Origin of the sequence: Paenibacillus sp. FSL R7-0297 (assembly GCF_038009025.1) — a bacterium.
Classification (GTDB): Bacteria; Bacillota; Bacilli; order Paenibacillales; family Paenibacillaceae; genus Paenibacillus_AQ.
The window spans coordinates 5,599,611-5,626,221 of record NZ_JBBPAQ010000001.1; the positions used below are offsets into that span (position 1 = coordinate 5,599,611).

A 26,611-nucleotide genomic window follows, 5' to 3' on the forward strand; every position below is an offset into this window, starting at 1 on the left:
CCTACTCTTCATCTATACAGTTTCACTATTCGTAATACACGCGGAAAACAATATCCTGCTCGTAATTCCCGAACCCGCGTCCGAACAAGGTTAAACCGCCCCGCCTTCGGGTGGTGTCTTCTGCAGTTAACCTGAAGCTCCACTGGTCCTTCTGCCAGCCTATTTCATCAATGGTGACTGCAGAAATCTGCTGGCCGTCTATGTAAGTTCCCCCTGCGTTAATCCTCAGCACCTTCAGCAAGCCATACTGGTTCACATCGGAATTCCACCAGGCCGGAGTCAGCCTTCCCCGCTGCACACCGAAATCACCGGGACTGGTCCATTTGCCAAGCGGAATTCCATTCATCGTAAACGCAATGTCTGAAGGCCACTTCTCATTGACATGCGGCGCTTCCGAGCCGACCTCCATCGAAATTTCAATCTCCTGCACCCTCTGGTCCATGAACAGATAGTTCGGCACCTTATATTCGGCATAGCCTTTGGCGAACCAGAGAATTCCGGCATCGACCCGCTCCGGGTCCAGGAAATAACGCGGATCATCATAATATCCGATCAGCTTCTCGGTGGTGGCAATGCCACAGGTTGGTGAAGCCTGAAGATCGGTATAATGTCCCACCGGCACGGAGACCTCAACCACCTTCCGGGCAATGCCTTTGGCTCCTGACAATTTAATCTGCAGAAAATTAGCGGAGAGCGAGCAGTATTTATATGTGCCGCCGTCAATCCGCTTCATTTGGGAGCTGACGATGCCTGCCTTTTGGAGCTTGGCCACATGGGAGCTGACTATGGCGCTGCTTAGATACAGCCGGGCTGCGATTTCCTTGATATGCATCTCCCCCACGCTGAGCAGATCAATGATCCGCAGCCGCACTTCACTGGCTAATGCTTCATATACCTTCAGTGATTCGGAATCCGTTGTTAAATACATCCTCTAACCTCCGCACTCTTTGAATTAGCATTTTTATTAATCCTAAATATTTTTATTGCTTAGTATACGCTGTAATCCGTATGATGTAATCATAAATCAGGATATTAGATTAATAATTTCATTAATTGTAATATGAATTCAAAACAAAAGGAGCTTAACACAATGAGCATTCAATCCAAGATGATTGTCGACAAGGACTTCAAGCTGGCCGAAGTAGACCCGAGGCTGTACGGATCGTTCATCGAGCATCTGGGCCGGGCCGTTTATGGCGGAATTTATGAGCCGGGACACCCTACCGCAGACGCTAACGGTTTTCGGGGTGATGCCTTGCAGGCCATCCGGGCTCTCCGCGTGCCGATCATCCGCTATCCCGGAGGTAACTTTGTCTCCGGCTATAACTGGGAAGACGGCGTAGGACCCAAGGAGAGCCGTAAGCGCTCTCTTGAATTAGCCTGGTGGACTACAGAGACGAATCAGATGGGTACCAATGAATTTGCCGATTGGGCCAAGCAGGCCGGTTCTGAGGTCATGATGGCGGTCAATCTGGGTACCCGCGGAATTGACGCCGCCAGGAATCTCGTGGAATATTGCAACCACCCTTCCGGTTCCTACTGGAGCGATCTGCGCATCTCCCACGGGTATCAGGCTCCCCACAATTTCCGCACCTGGTGCCTGGGCAATGAGATGGACGGCCCGTGGCAGATTGGAGCAAAAACGGCCGTCGAATACGGCAGGCTCGCGAATGAAACCGCCAAAGCCATGCGCTGGGTAGACCCTTCCCTTGAGCTTGTGGCCTGCGGCAGCTCGGGCAGCTCCATGAATACTTTTGCCGAATGGGAAGCAACCGTGCTGGATCTCACTTACGATAACGTAGATTTCCTCTCCCTGCATACCTACTACAATAATAATAATGGCGATACAGCGAATTTCCTGGCCAGCTCACTCGATATGGACCAGTTCATCGACAGCGTAGCAGCAGTATGTGATTATATCAAGGCTAAGAAGAAAAGCAAGAAAAAGATTTATCTGTCTCTGGACGAATGGAATGTGTGGAAGACTCAAGGAACCAGCCGCGCACAGCAGCATTGGGAGATTGCCCCGCCGGAGTTCGAGGATGTCTATAATCTGGAGGATGCACTTGTGGTCGGCTGCTGCCTGATCAGCCTGCTGAAGCATGCGGACCGGGTGAAGATGGCCTGCATTGCCCAGCTGATCAATGTCATTGCCCCTATTATGACTGAGAACGGGGGACCCCTTTGGCTGCAGACCACTTATTATCCTTACATGCATGCTTCAATCTATGGCCGGGGAACGGTGCTGCACCCGTTGATTACTAGTCCGAAATATGATTCACAGGATTTCACCGACGTTCCTTATCTGGAAGCGGTCAGTGTGTATAACGAAGAAATGAACGAGGTTACCGTATTTGCTGTCAACCGTCATCTGGGCGAAGGCATGGAGCTGACCGTCGATTTGCGCAGCTTCGGTGCAGTAGAGGTAATTCAGCATACCATCCTTGAGCATGAGGATCTCCAAGCGGCGAACACCCGCTCGAACCCGGCGAATGTGCTCCCGCATAACCGCGGAACGGCGGCGGCAGACGGCGGATGTATAAGCGCCATGCTTCCGGCAGCTTCGTGGAATGTCATCCGGTTGCGTGTTAACGGGTAAGAAGCTGCATTAATGATACATGATCCAGGCTACGAACGGTCCGGCAATGGAACCGACAATGGCGCATACCGTCATGGCCACAGAGCTCATGGACACCGACTGCTCACCGTACTCCAGGGCTTTGGCTGTGCCAAGGGCGTGGGACGCCGTTCCCAAGCCGATGCCGATGCCGGACTCGCCGCGGATTCTGAACAGCTTAATGATATACGGCCCGCCGATGGCCCCCGTGAATCCGGCGATCATCACGAATACGGAGGTAAGCGAGGAATCTCCGCCCAGATTGCTGGAGATCTGGATCGCTACTGCAGTTGTAATCGACTTGGGCAGGATGGAGAGGACATACAGCTTGGAGAAGCCGAGTCCGGCTGCCATCAGCAGCCCGCTGAACATTCCTACGAGCAGTCCGGTCACCGTTCCGCCAAGTACGGCCGGGAGATTCTTCCACAGCACGTGCCGCTGTTTGTACAGCGGATAGGCCAGGGATACAACCGCCGGTCCAAGCAGGCGGTTAATCCAGTCGCCGCCGATCATATAAGTCTCATAAGAGATATGGAAGCCCAGGAGCAGCACGACTACAGTGAACGTTGCGGTCAATGCCGGCAGCAGGACAGGAAGACGGTAGCGTTTGTATAACATGGACATGAAGAGATAGATCAGAACATTCATCAGTACAAAACCAACGGCCAGCAGAATTCTCATGCTTCCTTCCCCTTCCCTTGCAGGCTGCGCGCAGGATACGTCCGTCTTGTCAGCCTTTTGGCGCTGCGGCTGGCAATCCACTGGCTGGAATGTGCCGTGACGACCATGGTCAGTACACTGCTAATCACCAGAACGCCAATCAGGAGAAGCCCTCTTCCGCTGAAGATATCCAGATGGTTCATAATACCAGCGGTTGCCGGGATGAAGAACATGGGAAGATACGCCAGAATAAAGGATGAGCCGTTCTCGATCAGCTTCACCGGAACAATCTTAAGCAGCAGCAGGACGAATAGCAGCAACAGCCCTACGATACTGCCCGGAACCGGCAGATGCAGCAGTTTTTGCAAGTAATCTCCGGCCAGGAAGAACACATACAGCAAGCAGACTTCAGCGATAACGCGGATGATTTTCATATTGCAGGAATCCCTTCAATCTTGAATTGACGATCACTGGCAGCCTGTTACAAGTAACAAGCTGACTTATTAAGAGTAGCAGAATTTTCAGCAAGTTTTCAAACTTTTTTCGAAGCTTCTATGTATTTTCATAACTCGCAAAAAAACAGATGCCGCCCTTAATAAGGATGGCATCTATTTTTAAATGGCTCACACTTCGCCTAAATTGCTGAAGCGGCTGCGGTTAGACCCACTGGACCACCTGCCCGGCCGTTTGACGGGTTTTGCCGCGCGGCTCATTAACCCGGTAACCAAAAGCCGCCATGCAGGCAATTCCGAAATGTGACGGGTCCATTATCCCTTCCTCTGTCAGCACCTGCTCGATCTTAGCCTTGTCGAAGCCTTCAATCGGACAGGAGTCGATGCCAATCTGCGCGGCAGCAGTCATCATATTACCCAGAGCCAGATAGGTCTGCCGTGCACCCCATTCAAATATCGCCCGCTCATTCCCTTCCAGTCCGAAATCGGATTTCAGGAACATATCATAGACCTTCCGCTTACCCTCGGCAACCTCCGGCGGCAGGCTCTGCACATCCTGCATTATACCCTGAATATACTCCGAGCCCGCAGCCATATCACGCGGCAGTCTTGCGAGAATCAGCATGAAATGGCTTGCTGTCGGCAGCTGCTTCTGTGCCCCCCAGGCATAAGGAAGCAGCTTCTCACGGATGTCCATACTCTGAACAATAACGAATTTCCAGGGCTCGAAGCCGAAGGAGCTCGGTGACAGGCGGCCTGTTTCCAGGATGAACCCGAAATCCTCTTCGCTGATCTTTCTGCTGCTGTCAAATACCTTGGTAGCGTGTCTGTATGCATAGGCGGCCAGAATTTCCTGCTTGGTTGTTGCGGTTTCTTTTACTGTATGATCCATTTCACATACTCCCTTTCTGTGTATCCTTCAGGTCTGGAATTGACGTTATCCTGCTCACATGCTTATAGTAGTGGATAGATAACCATTCGTGAAGTACGCACATTTTTGATAGGTAGTATACAAAATGATACTTAAGGAGCGTGTTCGGTTATGCGTAACCGTAAAGGCGGTTTCGGTGCTTGTCCGGACGGCCAGGGTGCAGCTTGTCCTGTTGAATTTACCCTCGATGTTATTGGCGGCAAGTGGAAGGGTGTGCTTTTATACCATTTGATGGATTCAACAAAACGCTTCAACGAGTTCCGCCGGATCTGTCCCGGCATCACCCAGCGTATGCTGACACTTCAGCTTCGTGAGCTGGAGGAGGATGGCGTGGTTCACCGCGAGGTGTATCATCAGGTGCCGCCGAAGGTTGAATACTCGCTGACCGAATTTGGCCGGACGCTGATTCCGATTATTAAACTGATGAGGGATTGGGGCACAGAATACCAGGCGAAGCAGCAATCCGCAGACCGCTGCCCTCCTGGAAATGGACATTTAGAGGAAGAAGCATAATGAATCCGGTGCAGCAACCCGCTGCACTTTTGGGGTTACCGGTACCTCACGATTGTTCAAAAAAATTCTCGGCCTTCTGCTTATGCTCCTCCTTCACCTGACCGGCAATCGCCCGGATGCCTGCGGCAATGACCGCTGCATCATCCGTGAAACCGAGTCCGATCAGCGCATCAGGAATCGCGTCAATGGGTGAAATGAAATAAGCCAGCGCGCCGAAGGCTATGCCTTTGGCCCATAACGGGGTTTTGGCATCAATGGCGCAGTAATACATGGCAACCGCATCTTTGGTGAACGGGATTTTGCCTGCCGCTTTCCTCGTTTTGCTCCAGAAGCTCTTCTTCACCAGCTGCTCATTCATTTGGCTGTATTCGAAATTCTCCACGACCAGTTCCGCGGGAAGCTTGTCTCCATCCTTATTCATCTGCCATTCCCTCCCATTCCTTAGGCTGCTTCGCATTCTGACAGCTTAGCACCTTCATTATAACCTTTACACCAAACACCCGCCGCTAATCAGCCTTCCGGTAATTAATCTTTTTAGCCCAGATACTCCCGGAAAAAGAGAGCCGTTTGCCTCCGCTGATATTCGCTGACCTCATGCCCGGAGAACGGATAATCCATCATCTGCTTCGGTGACTGGATACGGTTATAGGCCGCATAGATGGTCTCCGGCATACAAACAGTATCCTTCCAGCCTGCGGACATCAGAACAGGTACGGTGAACCGGTGCGCCAGATTAACAATGTCGAAATATGCCAGATTCTGCAGCACCCGCTCCAGATGCTCCGGATAGCGCTTCAGGAAATCGGCAATCTCTGTGAGCGAGCTGGTTGAATTCAGCACCCCGAAGTCGAGGCGGCAGAGATTCGGTATGTCTGCAGCCACTGCAGCAACCCGCCGGCTCAGTGCCCCGGCCAACAGCGATATTCCGCCTCCCTGGCTTCCCCCGGTAATGGCAATACGCTCGGGATCAACACCCGGCAGCTGCGCTGCAGTCTCTATGGCACGAACCGTATCTATCGCTACAGCCACATAATAGGACCGTTCCTTCTCCAGCAGCCCCTGGGTGATCCAGCCTCTGACTATACCTTCTTCCTGCGGCAGCAGATTGCCGGTCTCTCCCAGTTGTCCACGCACATCCACGGCAAGTACTGCATAGCCAAGCATTAGAAAGTGAGCATACCGTTCCGGATACCCCCGGTCGCCGGTGTAACCGGGAAACGTTACAATACACGGCAGCTCTCTATGTACACTTGTGTCAGCAGCAGGCCGGATGTACCAGGCATGGATGGTCGTTTCCCCATAACCTGTATAGCTTACTTTGCTCACCTCCATGCCCGGATATGGAGTTTCTTCAGGGATTATTGTAACATCCAGCGGCTGCTCCTCATCCTCGGCGAGCAGATCATTCCAGAATTCGTCAATCGTTTCCGGGTCCAGCGTAGGCTCTGGACGGCAATTCTCAAGCTCCTGTTTGCGTTGTTCAATAGCATTCATTTCATCGGTTCCTCCTGTTTCTCATAAACTTCTTTATCATTGCAAGTCACTGTAAGCGCATTTAATATTATAAATATAAATCCATAGAATTCCAAAGGAGATGTTATTTATTCGTTACGGAACCTTGGCACATACAGCGGGCTGCCTGCCGCTTAGAGAATTGACCGCTACGCTGCAGACTTACAATATTGACTTCGTACAGCTCGCCCTGGCCAAAGCCATTCAGGATATCGATCTGTCTCCCGGCAAGCTCAGCCCCGGCCTGGCCTCCTATATCGGTGAGCAGTTCGACAAAGCCGGCATCCGCATTGGCGTACTTGGCTGCTATATCAACCCCATTCATCCCGATCCTGCCATCCGGCGGGCAGAAATTGACCGTTTCAAGGAACATTTGCGCTATGCCCGCCAGTTCGGTGCACCTATGGTCGCTACCGAGACCGGCTTATTGACGACCTTTCAGGAATCCGATCCTTACCGGTATGAAGAAATCGGCTGGGATACCCTCAAGGCAACGGTCGAGGAGCTTGCTGAGGAAGCGGAGAAATGGGGGGTGTTCCTGGCACTTGAAGGAGTCTGCACCCATACGCTGTCCTCTCCGGCCAAAATGCGCCGTATCCTCGACGAGGTTCCTTCCAGCTCCATCGGTGTGGTACTGGACCCTTGCAACCTGATTGGCGAAGAGGTTCATCTGCAGGATGAGATCGTAGACAGTGCATTCAGCCTGTTCGGCGACCGGATCATTCTGGCCCATCTCAAGGATCTCTATAAGGACGGAACCCGGATACGCCATGGCGCTTCAGGGCAAGGGCTGTTCCACACCACAGAGTTCCTGAACAAGCTGGAGTCACACAAACCGATGATCGACGTTTCGCTGGAAGAAGTAACAGTCATGGATATCAGGGACACTGTTACCCTGCTGCGCAATCGGCGCCTCTAATCATAAGCTGCCAGTTCAGGAGATGCGCTACAACCCGGCCGGTATGTCAGGGGTGATTCCTCTGCTGTACCGGCCAGTATTTTATGAATACTTCAGCTGTAGCCCTCCATTCCTGATCAGCTCCTCCCAAACCCCCAATTGCTGCAAAAACACCGTATAACCGGTACTTTTGGCCATTCAATGAATAAAATAGTATACATATCGCATGTTTGCAAGCGATTCTTAAGCCAGAAAGGAAGGGATCATACATGAGATTCACTTTCCCCATTCTTACCTTATGCCATGGCGGGGCACAACGCATGCTCGTGGAGCTCACGGATGGTCTTACTGCCAGAGGGCATCAGGTGGTGATCCTCATGCCGCTTGGAGGCGATGTTTCTTATGAGGTCCATTCCACTCTGCTGATTACCGATTATACGCTGCTCCGTGAATCCGATTTCCCGGCCAGCGATATCATCGTTTCGAATTTTTATACAACGGTTTCGGTATCACAGGCTGCAAGCCAGAATGGCAAGGGCATCCATATCCGCCTCTCTCTGTGTTACGAACCGCTGTTTCTGCCGCGGAATGAGGTATCCTTTCCTTCCTATCATACCACCGATAAGCTGATTGTTCTGTCCCAGTGGCAGCAGGAATTAATTGAGCTTGGTCACGGAATTAGCGGAAGCATTGTGCCTGTAGGAATCAGTTCCACTTTTAGCAATATGCATATCCGCCACAGCCTTCAGGAGCCGCTGAACATTACCGCTATCCTGCGCAAAGTGGAGAACGGCTTCTCCTGGCACCGTGAACAGGATTTTCTGGTGAAGCAGCTAGATATCGTGAAGCATAATGTCCCGGAGGTAAATATCAATTTCATCAGTCCTCCGGATGAGTTCTACAGTTCGGATTCGCTGCAAAAAATGAAGGCCAGCGGCAAATACCGCTTTTTCACTCCCCTGAATGACGACGAACTCTGCTATCACTATAACGGGGCTGATATTTTTGTCAGCTCCAGTATATTCGACACCGGATCTTTGCCGGGACTGGAGGCCATGCGCTGTGGTGCTGCGCTTGTGTCCGTATACTCGGGAGGGAATCTGGAATATGCCCGCCACGAAGAGAACTGCCTGCTGTCCTACCGGTACGAGAACCGGATTGCCGAGGATGTCGTCCGGCTGATTCAGGACCCGGCTCTCCGCGTCCGCCTTGCCTCCAAGGGGGAAGCCGATTCCCGGGCCTGGACCTGGGAGAACAGTGTCAGGATCATGGAGCAGACCACGCTTGGCTTCCTGACTGGAAATTCAGTAAACACTCCGCCCAGATCAGCTCTCCTGCAAAGACTCGGCGGCTTCAGAATGCGCAGGAATTAAGCGGTCAATAAATGTTCTTCCGGAACAAGATTCAAGGAAGCTCCAGGTCCAACTTCGAGTATTCAGAGTCGGACCACTTCGGCTTGCAGCTTGTCATATCGGGATCGCCCCGCATGAAACCATGACATATATGCATAGTCACTGCTCTATGTATGGTTTACACTAAAGCTATATACACTAGGGTTATCGGAGGTGGGACAATGAATTCGTACGAAGAGCAGAAGGAAGCCACGGGGCTTGAGTTTAAATACATGGTCAGCGGAGATTCGATCTCCAAGGGTGTTGTCTATGATGAAGCAAGAAGCAAGTATGTCATTCTGGAGGATAACTACGTGTCCCTGCTGCAGGGCAAGCTTAAGGGAGCTATGCGTAATACCGCCAGATTCGGCAATACGCTGATGAAGGGCTTCGGCAATCTGAAACGCGATGTGCTGAAAGACAAGCCGGATGTGGTACTGATTGAATACGGAGGCAATGACTGCGACTATCACTGGGAAGAAATTGCAAGCAATCCCGAAGCAGAGCATAATCCCAAAACTGATTTTCCGGCGTTCGAGCGGATGCTGCTGGATATGATTGATTACCTGAAGAATCAGGGGATTACGCCGATTCTGATGAGTCTGCCCCCGCTGAATGCGGACTACTATTTCAAATGGGTCAGCGGCAATAATCCGGACACCGAGCTGAACATTCTGAAATTCCTCGGCAGCGTCACCAAGATTTACTGGTGGCAGGAGCGGTACAACTCCGCAATTATCAAGGTCGCCGAGAGCACCAAGACCAAGATCATTGATGTCCGGGGCGCATTCCTGCAGCAACCGGATTACACCAAGTTTATCTGCCGGGACGGGATTCACCCTAACCGGGAGGGCCACCGGATTATCTATGACAAAGTCATGGATTTCATCCGTACAAGCGAACCCCATCTTCTGCTGGACAATTCGGCGTTACCGGGACACTGATTACCGGACAAGCGGAATATAGGTTAAGCAAACAACTGAAATTTCAGGGCAGCCCCTGCGGGCTCCATACATAGGGGTGTCCCAGTCCGCCATAGCCACGTAATGGCGGATTGGGACACCCCCTTTTCATCTTCACAGGCTATGAACGCTTCCGGTACACTCCCGGTGCAACGCCGTACCGCTCCCGGAATACCCGGTGGAAGTAGGTATAGCTGCCGAAGCCGGTCTCCTCAGCAATACGCTCCAGTGTATAGTTGCTGTTGTCCATCAGCCGCAGCGCCATCGCCAGACGGACCTGCACCGCATATTGCATCACCGAATACCCGAATTGTTCCTTGAACAGATGAACCGCCCGGGTGACGCTGATTCCCGCATGGCGGGCCACATCCTCCAGCCGGATGGAGGATGTCGCATGCTCTTCCACATAATTCTTGATCTTCAGTCCCTGCAGGAGTGAAGAGGAGGATGAGGCCGGCGCTTCGGCGATAGCCCGGTCCAGCAGCAGGCACAGGGCCTTAAACAGCGCCTCAAGAATTTCCGGGCTGCCTCCGTCGATCCGCCGCTTTTCCAGAATTAATTGCTGCCAGATGCTATGCAGCTTGCTGTCTTCGGCAATCCTGGACTTCTTAGCCCTCACCTGCTTGTTCCACCACTCATCCACCCATTCACCTGTACACATGACATAGTAGTCTGCGCTGAAGCCCAGCGGACTTTCTTTCTCGCCAATCCGCAGATCGTAGAGCTCGCCGGGACGGAACAGCAGCAGATCACCCGGCATCACCGTGACCATCTCCCCGTCAATCAGCGCTTCACATTCCCCTTCTGCCTGGAGCCTGATGATATAGGTATCCAGCCCTTCCCGGAACAAATGCCAGAACGGCTGGATATGCCGGGAAAATGAGCTGAGATGAATGTCTACACAGGTTGTACCCATCCTTGATCACCCTTCCGTACTCTTACCTCATGACCAGATCGTTGAGGTTCTTAACCATATTGTTTCTTCAATGTGCAGCGGAATACCTTCTATAATTAGACTATTCCTACAAAATTTCAGGAGGTAACATAAGTCCTATGAGCAGCACTACAATCCGCGTGATCCAGACAGCCAAAGAAACCGGTGACCGGTTAAAAGAATTACAGCCTCTGTCCTTCCGGCCCGATTCCGAAGAGAAGGAAATGGAGTTAATTAATATTTATGAGGATTTGGAATATCAGGAAATCGAAGGCTTCGGCGGTGCGCTGACGGAAGCCTCCGCAGTCACGCTAGCCAAGCTTAGTCCGGAGAAGCAGCAGGAAATCATCGATGCCTACTTCCATCCGGAGCACGGAATCGGCTACACCCTGTGCAGATCACATATCCAGAGCTGTGACTTCTCAACGGGCAACTATGCTTATGTAGATGGCGTTGACCCGGAGCTGGCTACTTTCAATATCTCCAGAGATCAGGAGTCGATCCTTCCGTTAATCAAACGCGCGGCTGATGCTGTGGGCGGGAGCTTCCGGCTGTTCTCCTCCCCATGGAGCCCTCCGGCCTTCATGAAGACGAACGGCGAGATGAATAACGGCGGCAAGCTGAAGCCGGAATACCGGGAAGCCTGGGCTAATCTGTTCGTGAAATACATTCAGGCTTACGCTGAAGCCGGCATCGATATCTGGGCGGTCAGTGTGCAGAATGAAGCCAAAGCCAAGCAGATCTGGGATTCCTGCATTTATACCGCTGAAGAAGAGAAGGATTTCGTACGCGATTATCTCGGTCCTGCCCTGGAAGCAGCCGGCCTCAGCCATGTCAAAATCATGATCTGGGATCATAATAAGGAACGGGTCTATGACCGGGCGAAGACCACTTTCAATGATCAGGAGGCAGCAAAGTATATCTGGGGCATCTGCTTCCACTGGTACTCCGGTGATCATTTCGAAGCCTTGAGCGCTGTACATGAGCGTTTCCCTGACAAAAAGCTGTTCTTCAGCGAAGGCTGTCAGGAAGGTGGCGTTCACCTCGGTTCCTGGAACACCGGCGAACGTTACGGCCATGATATTATCGGCAACCTGAACAACTGGATGTCCAGCTGGACGGACTGGAATATCGTTCTTGATGAGCAGGGCGGCCCGAACCATGTGGGTAACTTCTGCGATGCGCCGATTATCGGTGACACCCTGAAGGATGAAGTAATCTATGAGAGCTCGTTCTATTACATCGGGCATTTCAGCAAGTATATCCGTCCGGGGGCCGTCCGTGTGGGCAGCTCCAGATATACTGACAAATTCGAAACTACGGCGTTCCGTAATACAGACGGCACCTATGCCGTGGTCGTGCTCAACCGCACGGACAGCAGGCTTCCATACACCCTGCACTTCCGGGATCAGCTGGCGGAGGGTTCAATTCCGGCCCATGCGATTCAAACCCTGCTGTTCCAATAAAAACACACAAAGGCGCTCCCAAGCTACGGCTTGAGGAGCGCCTTTATTCATATGGCCGGTCTGCATTTATCCGCCGCTTCGGTACCGCTGTTACGCAACCCTGCTATTTCTTCTTCTCCCCGGCGGTCTCCTGCGGCTGCAGCGAAACATACTTATCACCCAGGAGCTTCTGAAAGTAGGTCCGGTTATACAGCATACTGGGATGGCTGGGAAGCTGCAGCAGGGCCGTCTCATTGAAATGATTAGCCCGTTCATGCTGGCCCAGCCGGTCATAACAGAGCGCGAGCTGCAGATTCGGAATCCAGGTGGCGAAGGCCTCATTCTTCACACCCAGTGAAGCTGTCTGCGGGGGCAGCATAACAGCAAGCTCATACCAGTAGATCGCCGGATGAAGCTGGCCTTTCTCCACATGCCAGGCACCGAGCCGGCAGCAGAACTCGGCACGCGGGGAATCGTACTGCAGCGTCCGGGTGATCGCAGTGAACGCCGCTTCCTTGTCACCCAGCCGCTCCCGGCATTCGGCAAGCCACAGGCAGGCCTGAATGTTATCTTCAACCCAGCCTTGACCGCCGTTCAGGAACAACTCGTAATATTGGCAGGCTTCCCCGTGGATTCCATGATCGCGCAGCTCATTGGCATAATAATATTGATCCCGCGGAGAGAAGACTTCCCCCTCAGCCACCCGCTTGCGGTAGATCCGCAAGTTTCGGTCCGTGTACTCTTTGTCTTTCTCATGGGTAATGCAGACATCACTGCTGTAAGAAGGGCCGTATACCTCCAGGTATTCATGCACCGGGCCGATCCATTTGAACCCGCAGGACCGGCGGACCAGCCGGTTGCGCCGCAAGGACGTGACCACCTTCCCCTCCGCGTCAAAAGCGAGATTATACTGCATGTTCACACTGTCCACATTCTCCGGGAGCGACTGCTTCAGCTCTCTGAACAGCACTTGATCACTTTCCATCAGATAGTCATCTGCATCCAGCCAGAAGATGTATTCCTTGGTCGCCTTGCTGAAGGCGAAATTGCGGGCAGCAGAGAAATCTTCGATCCAGGTAAAATCATATATCACCGCTCCGAAGGTTTCCGCAATCTCCTTCGTTCTGTCCGCCGAGCCTGTATCCACAATGATGATCTCATCCGCAATCGCGCGAGCAGAAGTAAGGCAGCGGGGCAGGCTCTTCTCTTCATTGCGGACAATCATGCATAAGCTAATTTCTATCATGGCAGCCTCCTAATTGGTATCCTCCTATATAAATATGCAGCCCCCTCCAATTGGAACTCCCGTTCCTAGCCAATCTGCTGCACTTAGTGCCACAATCACCGCTATATAATTTTATTCAGGACAAAAGAAACTTTCCGGAGGATACAGAGGTCAATACAGTAGAGAGAAAAGGGAGGGACCGTATGTACGGTGCAACGAAGGATTCCAATACTATGAACGCCGCCGCGTTAAAGACACTTATGGAAGACTATGGCGAGGATGTATGGAACTATGCCTACTACCTGGCCCGCTGCAGAAGTGCTGCTGATGATATCTCCCAGGAGACCTTCATCCGGGCTTATAAATACAGGGGTACTTTTCGTGGCGAAGCTTCCGTCAGAACCTGGCTGCTTCAGATTACCCGCAACCGCTGGCTGTCCTACCGCAGCTGCAGCTTCATCCGGCGGGTAACCTTACAAGATCACGCTGGCAGACCCGGCTCAAGCCCCTCCGCTGAAGAGACCTTTTTGCAGCAATCCTTAAGCAGTGAGGTGTGGAAGGTAGTTCTGCAGCTGCCGCGCAAGGCAGCAAGCCAATGAATATTGGGAAAAGGAAAAGGAGCTGAACAATTCATGAGCAAATTACCGGAGGAATGGGAACAACAGTTGAAGGAGAAGCCTTTTGAGGGCATGAATTTCACTCCGCAAATGCAGAAGAAGGTAGAGCAGCGTCTGGGAGGGTATCAGCCCAAGCCCAAGCGCTATAAGGTTCTTGCTTACGCAGCGGTACTGCTGCCGGTCATGGCCATGCTGCTATGGTTCGGTTACAGCGGCCTGGAACCCGGCAAGCTTGCTGGACGTCTAACTCCCCTGGTATCGGAAGCTCCCCAGCCTCTGGAAACCGGAGCTGCGGATTTCTCCCCCGCCCCCACCAGCAATAACCAAAGCGTTCCAAGCAATGATTATGCCGTCGGCATCCGCAGCATTTATAATGCTGAAGTCCCTTTCCCTTCTGTTGAAGACAAAAGTGCTGAAGTATCGATCCCGCTGGCTGCCGTCCTTTCCGTTCCCGTTCTGGACGACGGAAACAGTCCTGCACATGTCACTCCGCCCCCGTTGCCCAAGATGACCTTCCCGCTGCCGGCCGGCATGGAAGATAAGCTGCAGGCGGCCCTCGTCTTCCAGGGCGATACCGGCAGTGCTTATATCCTGCTGGCCCCTGCCGGCTGGAAAGCTTCGGCTATTACTGGAGCCAACGGCTCCTTAGGGGCGACTTTTGAGGACCCGGATAATCCGGGGCAAACATTGCAATATTCCGATAATGCCTGGGGCTGTCAGGGCTGTGCAGTCGGCAGCATCGGGACCTATTTCCCCGGCAAGGCAGAATGGGCGGATGAATACGGATTGACCATTATTCCTCCTGCGTTCACCGAACAGTATATGGCGGGAACCGGAGGAGCCGATGCACGCACTGTGCGGTATTCTCTGCCTGCGGAAGCCAGCGGGTATGAAACAGCCGGAACGGCCTACTACGATGAAGGCGAATGGGGATATCTGTTCCGCAAGCTTGAGATAACCACCTCTTCAGCCTTTGACGGGCAGGATGTGATTGACAGCATCCAGGGATTTTTCGCAGCCCATCATGGTCCGCTCCTCCTTCCTGCAGCGCAGAATCCGGAATCTGCCGCAGGCAGTGCAGAATATACTACTCAGTCTCTCTACCTGGCTCTGGAACAGCGGGGCATGCAGCTCAGCCTCGTCCCGGATACCACTGAGCTCATGTTCAACAAGCAGCTGGCCGGTGTCTGGCCTGAAGAGCTGCTGATTGATAAGACCGATACACCGGCCCGGCCGGACCGGTTGTCCGTCTATACCTACGCTGACAGCCAGGAATGTGCCGAAGGTCTGGCTGCGTTGAAGCTGGAGATTAACCGTACGACAAACGACGGAGGAATGCGGATATACCCTCATGTCTTCAGGGAAGGGAAATTCCTTGTGGTGTACTGGATGGGCGGGGACAGTGCTGAGCCCTACGTTTATGACAAGACCATCAAGCTGGCGCTGCACAGCCTCGAAGGCGGCTCCGCCTCTGAAACGGACTGAGAATCCGCTTCAGTCTCAAAATGTGATTATTGCGGGAAATAAGGTCCTCTCAGTCCGCTTCACTATACTGCCAACCTATTGCCAGCCTGTGCTCCCGCACCACTTATCCCGGCTGCACACCTAGGTTATCCTCAATTCTTATCTTTGAAAATAGCACTGTCATGCGGACAGCCAGAGTGTTTTTTGTTATAATGTCGTAGAGTTAAAAAGTTGCACCTAAACCAGGCTCCATACCATCCATATACAAAAAGGGGACGTTACCTTTGTCAAAAATCATCAAAACCTTAACCATTGCCGGCAGTGACTCCAGCGGAGGCGCAGGCATTCAGGCTGACCTCAAAACCTTTGAGGAATACGGCACCTATGGCTTCAGCGCACTGACTACAATCGTTACCATGGACCCCGACCGGGGCTGGCATCATAATGTATATCCGATCGATGCCGCAATCGTCGCCGAGCAGCTCAAAACCATCTTCGCCGGCGGTCCCGTAGATGCCATGAAGACCGGTATGCTAGGCAGTGTTGAGATTGTGCAGGTTGCCGAGCAGGCGATCAAGAACAATCTGCAGACCAATGTAGTTATTGACCCGGTGATGGTCTGCAAAGGCGAAGATGAGGTGCTGAATCCGGAGAGCGCCAATGCGATCCGCGAACTGCTGCTGCCTCTGGCTACTGTAGCGACACCGAACCTGTTCGAAGCCGGTGTCCTCTCCGGAATGGGGAAACTGACTACTCTTGAAGAGATGAAAGAAGCGGCCCGCCTGATCCATCAGCTCGGCACCAAGAATGTTGTCGTCAAAGGCGGCAAGGCACTGGGCGGCGACATGGCGATCGATATCTTCTTCGACGGCAGCGAATATCTGGTGCTGGAGACGGCCAAGATCGAACCAGCCCACAATCACGGAGCCGGCTGCACCTTCGCCGCTGCTATTACCGGCGGCCTGGCTAACGGTTTGTCGGTGAAGGAAGCCGTGGTGAAAGCGAAGGACTTCGTGTCCGCAGCGATCCGCAACGGTTATGCCTTCAACCAGTATGTCGGCCCTGTGTTCCACGGCGGATACCGTCTGGAGAACTAGGAACAGCCAGTCTGCCGGATAACGGCGCAGCAAAAAACCTCTCTTCGGAAATGGGTGTGAACAACCCTTCGAAGAGAGGTTTTTTGTTATTTTCAGAGATGCTGATCTTGCACCCTGCTTACTTCGTAGCTTGTTCCTCCGCAATATGCTTCACAAACTCAATCGTCTTATCCTTATTGTCTTCGCCAAGCACACCGATAATGATCGATTTCACATTATAGTCAATGGGCAGTGCAGAGATGAACGGAGAGTCCATAATATCCACACCATACAGCTCGCGCTTGCCGGTATCTTCATTCGTTCCCCATCTCATACGTGTATCGTCAGCAGCCAGCTTGCCGTCTGCCGTAATGGGTTCGAGATTCTGGAATCCAGCCTGTCCGCCGATCCACTCGATGGTTGCATCATCCATAATGACGATATCCGGCCGGTTGGCCGCCAGCTCGACCACAGCTTTCTGCATATGGTTCATATCCAGCGTATCAGCGCCTTCCCCGGTCTTGGGCAGATACACAATGGTCGCCTCTACCCGCTTCCACTGCGGATAAGCGTCAATGACCGCTTGCTCCAATGCCGCTGTATCCCCGCTGCTGTCCTTGGCCCCGAAATTACCCACGAACATAATGGTCGCATCCACCGGCGGCAGCGAAGCAAGATACTGTTTATGCTGATAGTTATCGTACAGTGCCTTCCCGCCAAAAATCAACACAAGCACTGCGACGATGGATAGGATAACATGCGTTTTGTAGAGCCGCATAAAGCGTTCCCATTGGCTTGCAGTCCCGGAGAACCGCCCGTATTTGGCGAGCCGCTGGTCTTCAGCTTCCTGAATCTCCTGCTCGTCCCAAGTATCCAGAATAAGCTTGTACGCCTGGAAATCCGCTTCATAGTCTGCTATTTCTTCATCCGTAGTAAGGGTCCGTCTGCGCTTCAGGAGCAAATCGAACCGTTTGTTCAATTCTTCTCTGGTTACGGTTTCAGTTAATCCTAGCCGCATGTACGCTTGCTTCAAGTTATCGTTCACATTCAGTTCTCCTTTGATATGTATGATGCATAATTCTATTTTAACAGACTTCGCCCTGTATTCTCCACTCTGGCTATTGATGGTCAGAACAGGCCCGCCGTCTCCATCAGCAGGAACTCCGTTTCGTTGTCTCCATACCGGTTGATGAAGCGTTGCCCGGGCAGGAAACCCGCCTTCTTATACACGGCAATAGCCCGGAGATTAAAGGCCGCAACCGACAACCGGAACCGCTTCGCGTCATAGGTCCGCTGTGCAAACTTCATACCCGCCTGCAGAAAAGCAAGCCCTTTTCCAGCGCCGGTCAGGTCCGGCCTTAATCCCAGTCCGATATCAAGCGCTGCACCATCCAGATAATATCCCAGCTCTACCCCTCCTCCCACCTGGGCATTCCTTCCGTAACAGAAGAATCCGGCCAGTTCTCCCTCCGCAGTACGTACGTTGAAGTAGGATCCGTCCATTAGCTCTTCGATATCCTCCGTTTCAGCAGAATCATCCATCATATTGTACAGAGAATACGGCGGTTCGTATTTCCAGTTAAGAATCGCTCTGGCTGACGGCTCATCCATTAACCGGATCTGATACCCGCTATATGCTTCGCTGCTCATAGTTTAACTCCTCCTGTTTCCTGTTTTCGGAATTCTGTGGGCGCAAGCCCGGCATGTTTCTTGAATTGCCTCGAGAAATAGAACAAATCGCCGAAGCCGAGCTGGTCGGCAATGTCGCTGACTGAACCGGAGGTGGTTGCCAGGAGGTCTTTGGCTTTTTCAATCTTTTGCCGGGTGATGTATTGGATGGGGGGGACGCCAATCTGCTGTTTGAACAGGCGTATGAAGTAGTTAGGGTGCATAAGCGCAATTTCGGCTAGGTCATGAATGGTAATATTGTGTTCGATATTCGCAGCGATGTAATCCAGAACGGCTGTCAGCTTCCGGGCGGAGCCCAGGTTCTTATAAGAGATTTCATCCAGCCTGAGGTTCATGATGTAATAGGAGATCAGCTCCAGAAGCTTGCTCTTGGCCAGCAGCGGGGCGTACACAGCGTCCGATTGGGCACTCCCTGTAACCCCTTTGAACGCCGCCTCCACAGCAGCAGGATTCTCCGGAATACATACATGGCTCATCTCCAGGATACGGAACAGGTTGATCTCTCCGACCTTGGCGCTGAAATGACACCAGTACTTGAGAAAAGGGCGTTCGCTGATGCATGAGTAGGATTGCTTCACACCCTCAGGCATCAGGATCAGCTCCCCCGGCTGCGGATAATATTCCTTATCCCCGATCTTCAGCCAACCTTCACCGCCGCAGATGTAATAGAACTTGCTGTAGTCCGGAGTATAGTCCAGATCCCTCCACTGTGTGGTGCACTGGTTATAGTCCGCCATGAGCAGGTCGACCTTCAGATTGGATAAGTAGCTGGTAAGCAATGCTTGATGATCCATCGTTCAGACCGCCTTAAAGGTTAATTTTGTACATCAGAAAGTTAATCGCGTACATTCTTAAATCCCCCTGCGGCCGGGTACAATGAAGGCGTTATATTAATCGCGGGAGGATGAGAGATTGACTATGAGCATGACAGATTATTTGCACCTTATCGACGAGACCATTAAGAACGGCCCCTACAAGGATGATTGGGATTCACTAAGGATGTATGAGGTGCCGCAGTGGTACCGCCAGGCCAAATTCGGCATTTTCATTCACTGGGGGCTGTATTCTGTTCCGGCCTTCAGTAATGAGTGGTATTCGCGCAATATGTACATCCAAGGTACGAAGGAATATGAGCATCATCTGGCTGTCTACGGGAACCACAAGGATTTCGGTTATAAGGATTTCATTCCCCTGTTCACGGCGCAGCAGTTCAACCCCGGCGAGTGGGCTGCCTTATTCAAAGCCTCCGGCGCCAAGTATGTCATTCCCGTTGCAGAGCATCATGACGGCTTCCAGATGTATAAAAGCGCTGTCTCCCATTATAACACGTACGAGATGGGGCCCATGCGGGATATTCTCGGCGAGCTGAAGGCCGCCTTCGGGAAGCAGGATCTGGAGCTGGGCGTCTCCTCCCACCGCGCAGAGCATTGGTTCTTCATGTCCCACGGCAAAGAGTTCGACTCCGATATCCACGAGCCGCTGGAACGCGGCGATTTCTACTGGCCGTCCATGCCGGAACCCGATCATCACGATCTCTACGGCTCCCCCCCGTCCGCAGAATATCTGGAGGACTGGCTGATCCGCTGCTGCGAGCTGGTCGACCAGTATCAGCCCAAGATCTTCTATTTCGACTGGTGGATTGAGAATGCTGTATTCAAGCCATATCTGAAAAAATTCGCTGCCTATTATTATAACAGAGCTGCAGAATGGGGAACTACGGCTGCCATTAATTATAAACATGATGCCTTCATGTTCGGCACAGCTATTCCCGATGTAGAGCGGGGGCAATTCGCTGAGCTGAAGCCATTCTTCTGGCAGACGGATACTGCAGCAGCACGAAACTCCTGGTGCTATACGGAGAATAATGACTTCAAATCGGCCGGAGAAATCATCCGCGATCTGGTGGATATCGTCAGTAAAAACGGCAATCTTCTGCTGAATGTGGGTCCGCGGGCAGACGGCAGCTTTGCCGATGAAGATAAAGCGATTCTGGCTGCTATCGGCGGCTGGCTGGGTACAAATGGTGAGGCCATTTATGATAGCTCCTTCTGGCGCACGTTCGGTGAAGGGCCGACACGCATTGAAGAGGGACAGTTCACCGACGGCAGCGCCAAGGTGTTCACCCCTGAGGACATCCGCTTCACCGTGAAGGGAAGCTGCCTGTATGCAACTGTCCTGGTGTTCCCTGCGGATGGCGTTGTGCGCATTACATCGCTCAGGGAGAAATCCCCCTATTTCGAAGGTATTATCCAAAAGATGTCCGTGCTCGGTTTCGATGAGCAGCCTGCCTGGGAGCGGGATGCAGAAGCATTAACGATCCGCACCACAGCGGTGGCCAGCGCCCTGCCGGTTGTGTTCAAGCTTGAACTTGCCTGATCTTGGCCTACTACTCTTCATAAACGGAAGCGGATCGTCGATGCTTTGAGGAAAGTGCATGGCTACTGGATGTACGCCCGGCTGAGGGAGAGTCTGTGATACGGATACGGATACGAATCCGTAGTCAGGCGGTCCCTAATCCAGACCATGCAGGCGCCTCCACTCTTCGGGCTGCATACCGGTAATCCGTTTGAACACAGCACAGAAGTAGCTGACATTCTCGAACCCTGCCCGCTGGGCGATTTCATAGACTCTCTGCCCTCTGCTGCTGAACATAAGCTGCTTGCTCCGGTTCACCCGCTGTTTGTTAATGTAGGCGACCGGCCGCTCGCGGACGGTGCGCTGAAACAGCCGGCACAGATACTGCGGCGACACTTCAGCCACCTCGGCCAGCTCCTTCAGCAGCAGCGGACGGTGCAGGTGGAGCTCTATATATTGCAGCACCGGCTTCATCCGCTCCAGCTCATTATCCTCATTCGAGGCGGGGAGCAGGCTGCGTTTCAGATCCAGAAGCAGCGAGTACAATAACTTCGAACGTTCCAGATTATCCTGAAGCTCATTGCCGTATGAAAGGGTAAGCATCTCCTCCAGCGGTTTCAGGATGGGCTCCGCTCTTAAGCTCCCCATTCCTGACTCGCGTATTCCGGCATAGAGCAGCATCTGGGCCGCTTCCCGCCCGTTAAAGGAAATCCAGGCCAGCTCCCATTCCCGGCTCAGCGGTGCATACGAATGGGGAACATCCGGATAGAGAAAGAAGATATCCCCGGGACCGGCAATATAGGATTTATCCCGGATATGCAGCTCTCCCTTGCCTCCAAGCACCTGGTGCAGCTGGTAATCCGGAAACCCCGCCGGACGTTCCGTCTCTTCCTGATGCTCCCAGTACCCGATGGTCGTAGCATAGAGCGGAAGCGGAAGCGTTTCTTCCATTTCGCAAAAGATCATTGTACTTCTCACAGGCGTCCCCCCTTTAAAAGCCCAGCGGGTTCTAACCGCCGGTATTCCTGTTCCACCTCCTCATCATAACGGCACGCAGTTTCAAATTCCAGTCTATTCTTGTTTCATATTTTGTTATATTCGATGAATATCATTATATATACCCCAGTCATTCTCCATTCTATAATATGAATATAACAATATAAGGAGATGTTAACTTGCGCCAGAAGCTCTCATACCAGCAGCCTGCAAACGGATATCCGGAGTGGAATAATAATCCTGAGCTATTTCAATTGAACCGGATAGACGCGCATGCCTCCATGATGTCTTTCCCGGCAGTGGCTGAAGCCCTGCAAGGAACTAAAGAAGCCTCATCCCGTTATCAATCCTTGAACGGAACCTGGAAATTCGCATTCGCCGAAACTGCGGAAGCACGGATTAAGGATTTCTATACCGCCGGTTATGACTCCGGAGACTGGGCGGATATTACCGTTCCCTCCCACTGGCAGTTCCAGGGATATGATTACCCGCAATATACCAATGTCCGTTATCCATGGGCGTTATCGGAGCCTGAGCTGAAGCCGCCTTTTGCACCGACCGTGTACAATCCGGTGGGCTCTTATATCCGCACCTTCACCGTACCCGAGACTTGGAATGGGCAGCCAGTGTACCTCAGCTTCCAGGGGGTGGAATCCGCTTTCTATGTCTGGGTGAACGGTGAGCTGGCAGGGTACTGTGAGGATACCTTCACGCCATCCGAATTCGATATTACTGCTTATCTGGTACCCGGTGTCAACAAGCTGGCTGTAGAAGTCTACCGCTGGTGCGATGCCAGCTGGCTGGAGGATCAGGATTTCTGGCGGCTGAGCGGAATATTCCGCGATGTTTATCTGTATACTGCACCGACTGTAAGGGTTGCTGATTTCTTCGTCCGCACCGATCTGGATGAGAAGTTTACCGATGCGCAGCTGAATGTAAATCTGACGATAGAGAATTATTTTGACAAGGTAATTGAGTCCCATTCGGTACAGGTGCAGCTCTATGACGGTAAAGAACAGCCCTTATGGGCTGAACCTGTCTCCGCCTCTGTCGCTTTCGGCCAGGATGGAATTCAGCAGCTACAGCTCTCCGCAGCAGTGACGAACCCGAAGAAGTGGAGCGCCGAGAAGCCTTATCTGTACACACTGGTTATTGCTGTATCAGATGATCAGGGACAAGTGCTGGAAGCAGTCAGCTGCAAAGTAGGCTTCCGTACCTTCGAGATCCATGAGGGTCTCATGAAGATCAACGGCAAACGGATTGTGCTCAAGGGTACCAACCGTCATGAATTCTCCTGCGACACCGGCCGTGCACTCTCCAGAGAAGATATGATCACCGACATCAAGCTCATGAAATCGCATAATATCAACGCTGTGCGGACTTCCCATTATCCGAATCAGTCCGTATGGTATGAGCTGTGTGACGAATACGGGCTCTATGTCATCGACGAGACGAATCTGGAGACCCATGGCTCCTGGCAATACGAGCAGCAGGAGCTGCATGAGCACAATGTCCCTGCCAGCCGGCCGGAATGGCGCGCCAATGTCATTGACCGCTGTAACTCCATGATGCAAAGAGACAAGAATCATCCGTCGGTTATCATCTGGTCGCTCGGTAACGAGTCCTTCGGCGGCGATAACTTCCTGGCGATGCATGACTATCTGCGGGAAGCCGATCCGACCCGTCCGGTGCATTACGAAGGGATTTTCCATTACAGAGCGTCAGAAGCCGCAAGTGATATCGAATCTACCATGTACATCAAACCGGATGATGTCGAGAGATGTGCGCTGAACCATCCCAAGAAGCCATATATTCTCTGCGAATACAGCCATGCCATGGGCAACTCCTGCGGCGGTCTGCATCTCTACACCGAGCTGTTTGACAAGTATGACATCATTCAGGGCGCTTTTATCTGGGACTGGGTGGATCAGGCCATCCGCACGACTACCGTTGACGGCACAAGCTATCTGGCCTACGGCGGCGATTTCGGGGAAAATCCGCATGACGGCAACTTCAGCGGCAACGGCCTGCTGTTTGCTGACCGTACGGTTACTCCCAAGCTGCTGGAGGTCAAAAAATGCTATCAGAGCATTGTCATCACCGCACTGGATCTGCCGAACGGACGTCTACAGGTTCGCAATAACTTCCTGTTTACGGATCTGGCAGACTATCAGCTGCAATGGAAGCTTGCTCTGGACGGAGAAACCGCGCAGGAAGGACTGCTGCCGCTGTCCGCAGCACCTGGTGAAACCGCTGAAATTGCTATTTCATACGATCAGGACCTGCTTGAAACCGGTAAAGAAGCAGTACTCACAGTCTCATTCGTCCAGCAGTCCGAAACGGCCTGGGCAGGTGCAGACCACGAAATCGCCTGGGAACAGTTCGTTCTAATACCATACCTTCCGGCCAGCGCACCTGTTACTCCAGGAAGCACGCTGCAGGTCAATGAGCAAGACGGGCTGGTGACTTTTGCAGGCAGCAGCTTCGGAATATCGTTCGACACGGCAACCGGCGCCCTGGTTTCTTACCAGTCTTCCGGCAAAGAGCATCTGCTTGCACCGGCAAGACCTAACTTCTGGAGAGCGGTAACTGACAATGACCTCGGCAACAAGCATCCCGAGCGCTGCGCAGTCTGGAAGGAAGTCTCTTACAGCCGTCAGCTCACCCGGTTCAGCTGCCGGGTTGAGGGCAGTCTCGGTTTCGTGACCACTGAGTATCTGCTGGATACCCAGCCGAAGTCCTTGCTGCGTGTTCAATACGAGATCCGCACGGACGGCTCGGTAGAGATTGTTCAGGAGCTTCAGCCGGGCAGCAGCAAGCTGCCGGAGATTCCGGAATTCGGCATGGCCTTCGAGCTGGACAGCAGCCTAGACACTATCTCCTGGTACGGCCGCGGCCCGCATGAGAACTACTGGGACCGGCAGTCCGGAGCTCCGCTGGGACGTTACAGCGGCACTGTCAGCGGGCAATACACACCATATCTCCGTCCGCAGGAATGCGGCAACAAGACGGATGTAAGATATGCTTCTGTCACTGCAGGCAGTGATGGACACGGCTTGCATGTAGAAGGTGCATTGCCAATTGAGATCAACGCTCTTCCTTGGAGTGCCGCTGAGCTTGAAGCCAGCGATCATGGCTACAAGCTTCCTGTATCCAACAAAACGGTGCTGCGCGTGAACTATAAGCAGATGGGTGTCGGCGGTGACGACAGCTGGGGTGCACCGACCCATGAGCAGTTCACCCTGCCTGCTAACCGTCCGTATTCGTTCCGCTTCACGCTTTCACTCGTGTAAGTTGCCTCCCAAGTAGAAACGGTACCGTCCTTTTATATGGACGGTACCGTTTCAGCGAGACATAGAAGGATAAGTTATCGTGTGAAGCATGTTATATTTTCAATAAAGAGGTGTCCCGGCAGCCGGTACTGCGGCTTGGGACACCTCTTTTCGCTTGTTCATTACCAGCTTTTTTCCTGCTCATGCCAACCTCACCGCACGGTTAAGAACCCATTCTCCTAGTGCACACTAGCGTGCAAACAATTCATGACCATAATGCAACATTTCCCCTTCTCCAAGCGGCTTGGAGGGACAATTCTTGTATTTCATACAACAATCTATCCCCACACCCTTGTTTCTGCGAAACCAAGTTGCAATACGTACATCATTTAAGGTTTACAGTGTAAATTCAAGCACCTGTATTCAGCATTCACTGGTCTATGAACTTAAACTAACCGGGCAGTAAATGGCTGCATCGCCCTTCGGTTTCTCAGCAAATATTTATCTTGAATAATCCCCTCACTCCGGTGAAAATAAAGTCATATAGGAGCATTACAGAGATTAAACTAGTGTTAACCCTGAATACATTCATCATTTATATTTCCAGGTGAGGAGATATTATATGTCCGACACAGCCGCAACCATCCGGGATGAAATCTTAGACTCCATTTCAGAGATTTTCGGGGTGCACGTTACTGAAGCTACGCAGATTGATCAGGGTTTCCTGAATCTGAAATGGAAGCTTGAAAGTGATCACGGACGTTTATTCGTGAAGCAATACAGCAAGATACGTTATCCGGAACACCTCACCCACGGACTTGAAATTTCATTGACTCATCAGGATCAGCTGCAGCTGCAGGGCATCCCGGTTCCGAAGTTATTTTCACATCAGGGGAAATATGTCTTACGAACGCCTTCGCAGGAACGGTATGTGCTGATGAACCTGTGTGACGGAAGCAGTATTGAGCCGGGCTCAGCAAGTGAGCCCCAAATGTATGCACTGGGGAGCGTAGTCGGCCGGATGCATAAGCTGCTGAACACGGACCTGACTCCATTGCCCCTGCACTGGAATATACGGACCCAGGAAGCTATGGTGAAGCACTGGGACAAAAGATACCTTCAGGCCACCACCCTTCATAATGGCGAAACGGTTGCAGCGCTTGAGATTCAGCGGAGAATTATTGATGGAATGGACACCGGTATCTTTGCAGACTGCGAACGGGGCTGGGGGCACTGGGATTTGTTCGTCGATAATATTCTGTTCAGCGCCGATGAAGTAGCCGCTATCCTTGACTTCGACAGACTGCATTTCGTGTACCCGGAGTTCGATATATCACGCCCCATCCTGTCCTGCGCCTTGTCAGGCAACCAGCTCCGGCTGGACCGGGTCCAAGCCTTTGTGACCGGCTACCGCGAGCATATCCCATTACCCGTTAACAAATTGATCCGTTCCATTAAATTAACGTGGTGGAGGGAAGCCGAATGGATTGCGGTTCCCCAAAAGGATGAATTCACACCGCTCATCCGGTTCCGCCACGAAAATAATTGGGTCGCCGCCAACTGGGACCGCCTGGAGGATATTTTCACCGGAATTTAAGCTGC

General features: G+C 52.4%; 24 protein-coding genes. 12 read left to right on the forward strand and 12 right to left on the reverse strand.

Annotated elements, in window-relative coordinates; genetic code table 11:
- Positions 1-25 precede the first annotated feature (25 nt).
- Positions 26-928, reverse strand: coding sequence for an ArsR/SmtB family transcription factor (locus MKZ24_RS24680; RefSeq protein ID WP_042235397.1), 903 nt, complete (start codon positions 926-928; stop codon positions 26-28).
- A gap of 162 nt (positions 929-1,090) precedes the next feature.
- On the opposite strand from MKZ24_RS24680, the gene arfA reads away from it, so the two are divergent.
- Positions 1,091-2,599 (forward strand): arabinosylfuranosidase ArfA, encoded by a 1,509-nt coding sequence (arfA, locus tag MKZ24_RS24685; RefSeq protein ID WP_042235396.1) that lies wholly within the window; start codon positions 1,091-1,093, stop codon positions 2,597-2,599.
- A gap of 9 nt (positions 2,600-2,608) precedes the next feature.
- Here arfA and MKZ24_RS24690 read toward each other — a convergent pair whose 3' ends face one another.
- The 3 genes from MKZ24_RS24690 to MKZ24_RS24700 all read right to left on the reverse strand — a co-directional run bounded on the left by MKZ24_RS24690 (position 2,609) and on the right by MKZ24_RS24700 (position 4,621).
- Positions 2,609-3,298 (reverse strand): LrgB family protein, encoded by a 690-nt coding sequence (locus MKZ24_RS24690; protein ID WP_042235394.1) that lies wholly within the window; start codon positions 3,296-3,298, stop codon positions 2,609-2,611.
- On the reverse strand, positions 3,295-3,711 hold the full coding sequence (locus MKZ24_RS24695) for a CidA/LrgA family protein (RefSeq protein WP_042235393.1): 417 nt from the start codon (positions 3,709-3,711) through the stop codon (positions 3,295-3,297). Before MKZ24_RS24695 ends, MKZ24_RS24690 begins: the two co-directional genes overlap by 4 nt.
- Before the next feature lie 223 nt (positions 3,712-3,934).
- Positions 3,935-4,621, reverse strand: a complete 687-nt coding sequence (locus MKZ24_RS24700; RefSeq protein WP_042235391.1) for an NAD(P)H-dependent oxidoreductase — start codon at positions 4,619-4,621, stop codon at positions 3,935-3,937.
- Between the two features lie 150 nt (positions 4,622-4,771).
- On the opposite strand from MKZ24_RS24700, the gene MKZ24_RS24705 reads away from it, so the two are divergent.
- A complete protein-coding gene (locus MKZ24_RS24705; protein WP_042235389.1) occupies positions 4,772-5,173 on the forward strand; it encodes a winged helix-turn-helix transcriptional regulator in 402 nt (133 codons plus the stop codon).
- A 46-nt stretch (positions 5,174-5,219) separates the two neighbouring features.
- Here the strand turns inward: MKZ24_RS24705 and MKZ24_RS24710 are convergent, their stop codons facing one another.
- Together MKZ24_RS24710 and MKZ24_RS24715 are read right to left on the reverse strand one after the other, a co-directional pair.
- Positions 5,220-5,594 carry a YkvA family protein gene (locus MKZ24_RS24710; RefSeq protein WP_340787739.1) on the reverse strand — a complete coding sequence of 125 codons (375 nt, stop codon included), beginning with the start codon at positions 5,592-5,594 and terminating at the stop codon, positions 5,220-5,222.
- Positions 5,595-5,707: 113 nt separating this feature from the next.
- A complete protein-coding gene (locus MKZ24_RS24715) occupies positions 5,708-6,667 on the reverse strand; it encodes an acetylxylan esterase (RefSeq protein WP_042235387.1) in 960 nt (319 codons plus the stop codon).
- Between the two features lie 100 nt (positions 6,668-6,767).
- On the opposite strand from MKZ24_RS24715, the gene MKZ24_RS24720 reads away from it, so the two are divergent.
- The 3 genes from MKZ24_RS24720 to MKZ24_RS24730 all read left to right on the forward strand — a co-directional run bounded on the left by MKZ24_RS24720 (position 6,768) and on the right by MKZ24_RS24730 (position 9,918).
- Positions 6,768-7,604 (forward strand): sugar phosphate isomerase/epimerase family protein, encoded by an 837-nt coding sequence (locus tag MKZ24_RS24720; protein ID WP_042235385.1) that lies wholly within the window; start codon positions 6,768-6,770, stop codon positions 7,602-7,604.
- A gap of 248 nt (positions 7,605-7,852) precedes the next feature.
- Positions 7,853-8,956 carry a glycosyltransferase family 4 protein gene (locus tag MKZ24_RS24725; protein ID WP_063840072.1) on the forward strand — a complete coding sequence of 368 codons (1,104 nt, stop codon included), beginning with the start codon at positions 7,853-7,855 and terminating at the stop codon, positions 8,954-8,956.
- Between the two features lie 200 nt (positions 8,957-9,156).
- Complete coding sequence (locus MKZ24_RS24730) at positions 9,157-9,918, forward strand: SGNH/GDSL hydrolase family protein (protein ID WP_042235383.1); 762 nt, start codon at positions 9,157-9,159, stop codon at positions 9,916-9,918.
- 139 nt (positions 9,919-10,057) lie between these two features.
- On the opposite strand, the gene MKZ24_RS24735 is transcribed toward MKZ24_RS24730, so the two are convergent.
- Positions 10,058-10,852, reverse strand: a complete 795-nt coding sequence (locus MKZ24_RS24735) for an AraC family transcriptional regulator (RefSeq protein ID WP_340787746.1) — start codon at positions 10,850-10,852, stop codon at positions 10,058-10,060.
- A 137-nt stretch (positions 10,853-10,989) separates the two neighbouring features.
- Here MKZ24_RS24735 and MKZ24_RS24740 point away from each other — a divergent pair, with 137 nt between their 5' ends.
- On the forward strand, positions 10,990-12,336 hold the full coding sequence (locus tag MKZ24_RS24740) for a glycoside hydrolase family 30 protein (RefSeq protein WP_340787747.1): 1,347 nt from the start codon (positions 10,990-10,992) through the stop codon (positions 12,334-12,336).
- Positions 12,337-12,439: 103 nt separating this feature from the next.
- Here MKZ24_RS24740 and MKZ24_RS24745 read toward each other — a convergent pair whose 3' ends face one another.
- A complete protein-coding gene (locus tag MKZ24_RS24745; RefSeq protein WP_340787749.1) occupies positions 12,440-13,561 on the reverse strand; it encodes a glycosyltransferase family 2 protein in 1,122 nt (373 codons plus the stop codon).
- A 182-nt stretch (positions 13,562-13,743) separates the two neighbouring features.
- Between MKZ24_RS24745 and MKZ24_RS24750 the strand changes: the two genes are divergently transcribed.
- The 3 genes from MKZ24_RS24750 (at position 13,744) to thiD (ending at position 16,718) form a co-directional block, all read left to right on the forward strand.
- On the forward strand, positions 13,744-14,139 hold the full coding sequence (locus MKZ24_RS24750) for an RNA polymerase sigma factor (RefSeq protein WP_052416285.1): 396 nt from the start codon (positions 13,744-13,746) through the stop codon (positions 14,137-14,139).
- 33 nt (positions 14,140-14,172) lie between these two features.
- Entirely contained in the window at positions 14,173-15,642 is a 1,470-nt protein-coding gene (locus MKZ24_RS24755) for a DUF4850 domain-containing protein (protein ID WP_340787752.1), read from the forward strand.
- A gap of 263 nt (positions 15,643-15,905) precedes the next feature.
- Positions 15,906-16,718, forward strand: coding sequence for a bifunctional hydroxymethylpyrimidine kinase/phosphomethylpyrimidine kinase (gene thiD / locus MKZ24_RS24760; protein ID WP_042235373.1), 813 nt, complete (start codon positions 15,906-15,908; stop codon positions 16,716-16,718).
- Between the two features lie 118 nt (positions 16,719-16,836).
- Here thiD and MKZ24_RS24765 read toward each other — a convergent pair whose 3' ends face one another.
- The 3 genes from MKZ24_RS24765 to MKZ24_RS24775 all read right to left on the reverse strand — a co-directional run bounded on the left by MKZ24_RS24765 (position 16,837) and on the right by MKZ24_RS24775 (position 19,180).
- Entirely contained in the window at positions 16,837-17,742 is a 906-nt protein-coding gene (locus MKZ24_RS24765) for a hypothetical protein (protein ID WP_042235371.1), read from the reverse strand.
- Positions 17,743-17,825: 83 nt separating this feature from the next.
- Entirely contained in the window at positions 17,826-18,347 is a 522-nt protein-coding gene (locus MKZ24_RS24770) for a GNAT family N-acetyltransferase (RefSeq protein WP_445323681.1), read from the reverse strand.
- Complete coding sequence (locus MKZ24_RS24775; RefSeq protein ID WP_340787757.1) at positions 18,344-19,180, reverse strand: AraC family transcriptional regulator; 837 nt, start codon at positions 19,178-19,180, stop codon at positions 18,344-18,346. The genes MKZ24_RS24770 and MKZ24_RS24775 overlap by 4 nt, the downstream gene beginning before the upstream one ends.
- A 124-nt stretch (positions 19,181-19,304) precedes the next feature.
- Between MKZ24_RS24775 and MKZ24_RS24780 the strand changes: the two genes are divergently transcribed.
- A complete protein-coding gene (locus MKZ24_RS24780; RefSeq protein WP_042235366.1) occupies positions 19,305-20,762 on the forward strand; it encodes an alpha-L-fucosidase in 1,458 nt (485 codons plus the stop codon).
- 135 nt (positions 20,763-20,897) lie between these two features.
- Here the strand turns inward: MKZ24_RS24780 and MKZ24_RS24785 are convergent, their stop codons facing one another.
- The gene (locus MKZ24_RS24785) at positions 20,898-21,719 is read right to left on the reverse strand and encodes an AraC family transcriptional regulator (protein WP_042235364.1); all 822 of its coding nucleotides are present in this window, start codon (positions 21,717-21,719) and stop codon (positions 20,898-20,900) included.
- 197 nt (positions 21,720-21,916) lie between these two features.
- Here MKZ24_RS24785 and MKZ24_RS24790 point away from each other — a divergent pair, with 197 nt between their 5' ends.
- Together MKZ24_RS24790 and MKZ24_RS24795 are read left to right on the forward strand one after the other, a co-directional pair.
- Positions 21,917-25,030 carry a glycoside hydrolase family 2 TIM barrel-domain containing protein gene (locus MKZ24_RS24790; RefSeq protein WP_340787762.1) on the forward strand — a complete coding sequence of 1,038 codons (3,114 nt, stop codon included), beginning with the start codon at positions 21,917-21,919 and terminating at the stop codon, positions 25,028-25,030.
- Between the two features lie 601 nt (positions 25,031-25,631).
- Positions 25,632-26,606, forward strand: coding sequence for a phosphotransferase (locus MKZ24_RS24795; protein ID WP_042235361.1), 975 nt, complete (start codon positions 25,632-25,634; stop codon positions 26,604-26,606).
- The last annotated feature ends 5 nt before the right edge of the window (positions 26,607-26,611 follow it).

What these genes read in the sequence shown, in the direction of transcription:
- MKZ24_RS24680 (WP_042235397.1), bottom strand. Translation starts at nt 928, where the DNA reads ATGTATTTAACAACGGATTCCGAATCACTGAAGGTATATGAAGCATTA.
- arfA (WP_042235396.1), top strand. Translation starts at nt 1,091, where the DNA reads ATGAGCATTCAATCCAAGATGATTGTCGACAAGGACTTCAAGCTGGCC.
- MKZ24_RS24690 (WP_042235394.1), bottom strand. Translation starts at nt 3,298, where the DNA reads ATGAGAATTCTGCTGGCCGTTGGTTTTGTACTGATGAATGTTCTGATC.
- MKZ24_RS24695 (WP_042235393.1), bottom strand. Translation starts at nt 3,711, where the DNA reads ATGAAAATCATCCGCGTTATCGCTGAAGTCTGCTTGCTGTATGTGTTC.
- MKZ24_RS24700 (WP_042235391.1), bottom strand. Translation starts at nt 4,621, where the DNA reads ATGGATCATACAGTAAAAGAAACCGCAACAACCAAGCAGGAAATTCTG.
- MKZ24_RS24705 (WP_042235389.1), top strand. Translation starts at nt 4,772, where the DNA reads ATGCGTAACCGTAAAGGCGGTTTCGGTGCTTGTCCGGACGGCCAGGGT.
- MKZ24_RS24710 (WP_340787739.1), bottom strand. Translation starts at nt 5,594, where the DNA reads ATGAATAAGGATGGAGACAAGCTTCCCGCGGAACTGGTCGTGGAGAAT.
- MKZ24_RS24715 (WP_042235387.1), bottom strand. Translation starts at nt 6,667, where the DNA reads ATGAATGCTATTGAACAACGCAAACAGGAGCTTGAGAATTGCCGTCCA.
- MKZ24_RS24720 (WP_042235385.1), top strand. Translation starts at nt 6,768, where the DNA reads ATGTTATTTATTCGTTACGGAACCTTGGCACATACAGCGGGCTGCCTG.
- MKZ24_RS24725 (WP_063840072.1), top strand. Translation starts at nt 7,853, where the DNA reads ATGAGATTCACTTTCCCCATTCTTACCTTATGCCATGGCGGGGCACAA.
- MKZ24_RS24730 (WP_042235383.1), top strand. Translation starts at nt 9,157, where the DNA reads ATGAATTCGTACGAAGAGCAGAAGGAAGCCACGGGGCTTGAGTTTAAA.
- MKZ24_RS24735 (WP_340787746.1), bottom strand. Translation starts at nt 10,852, where the DNA reads ATGGGTACAACCTGTGTAGACATTCATCTCAGCTCATTTTCCCGGCAT.
- MKZ24_RS24740 (WP_340787747.1), top strand. Translation starts at nt 10,990, where the DNA reads ATGAGCAGCACTACAATCCGCGTGATCCAGACAGCCAAAGAAACCGGT.
- MKZ24_RS24745 (WP_340787749.1), bottom strand. Translation starts at nt 13,561, where the DNA reads ATGATAGAAATTAGCTTATGCATGATTGTCCGCAATGAAGAGAAGAGC.
- MKZ24_RS24750 (WP_052416285.1), top strand. Translation starts at nt 13,744, where the DNA reads ATGTACGGTGCAACGAAGGATTCCAATACTATGAACGCCGCCGCGTTA.
- MKZ24_RS24755 (WP_340787752.1), top strand. Translation starts at nt 14,173, where the DNA reads ATGAGCAAATTACCGGAGGAATGGGAACAACAGTTGAAGGAGAAGCCT.
- MKZ24_RS24770 (WP_445323681.1), bottom strand. Translation starts at nt 18,347, where the DNA reads ATGAGCAGCGAAGCATATAGCGGGTATCAGATCCGGTTAATGGATGAG.
- MKZ24_RS24775 (WP_340787757.1), bottom strand. Translation starts at nt 19,180, where the DNA reads ATGGATCATCAAGCATTGCTTACCAGCTACTTATCCAATCTGAAGGTC.
- MKZ24_RS24780 (WP_042235366.1), top strand. Translation starts at nt 19,305, where the DNA reads ATGAGCATGACAGATTATTTGCACCTTATCGACGAGACCATTAAGAAC.
- MKZ24_RS24795 (WP_042235361.1), top strand. Translation starts at nt 25,632, where the DNA reads ATGTCCGACACAGCCGCAACCATCCGGGATGAAATCTTAGACTCCATT.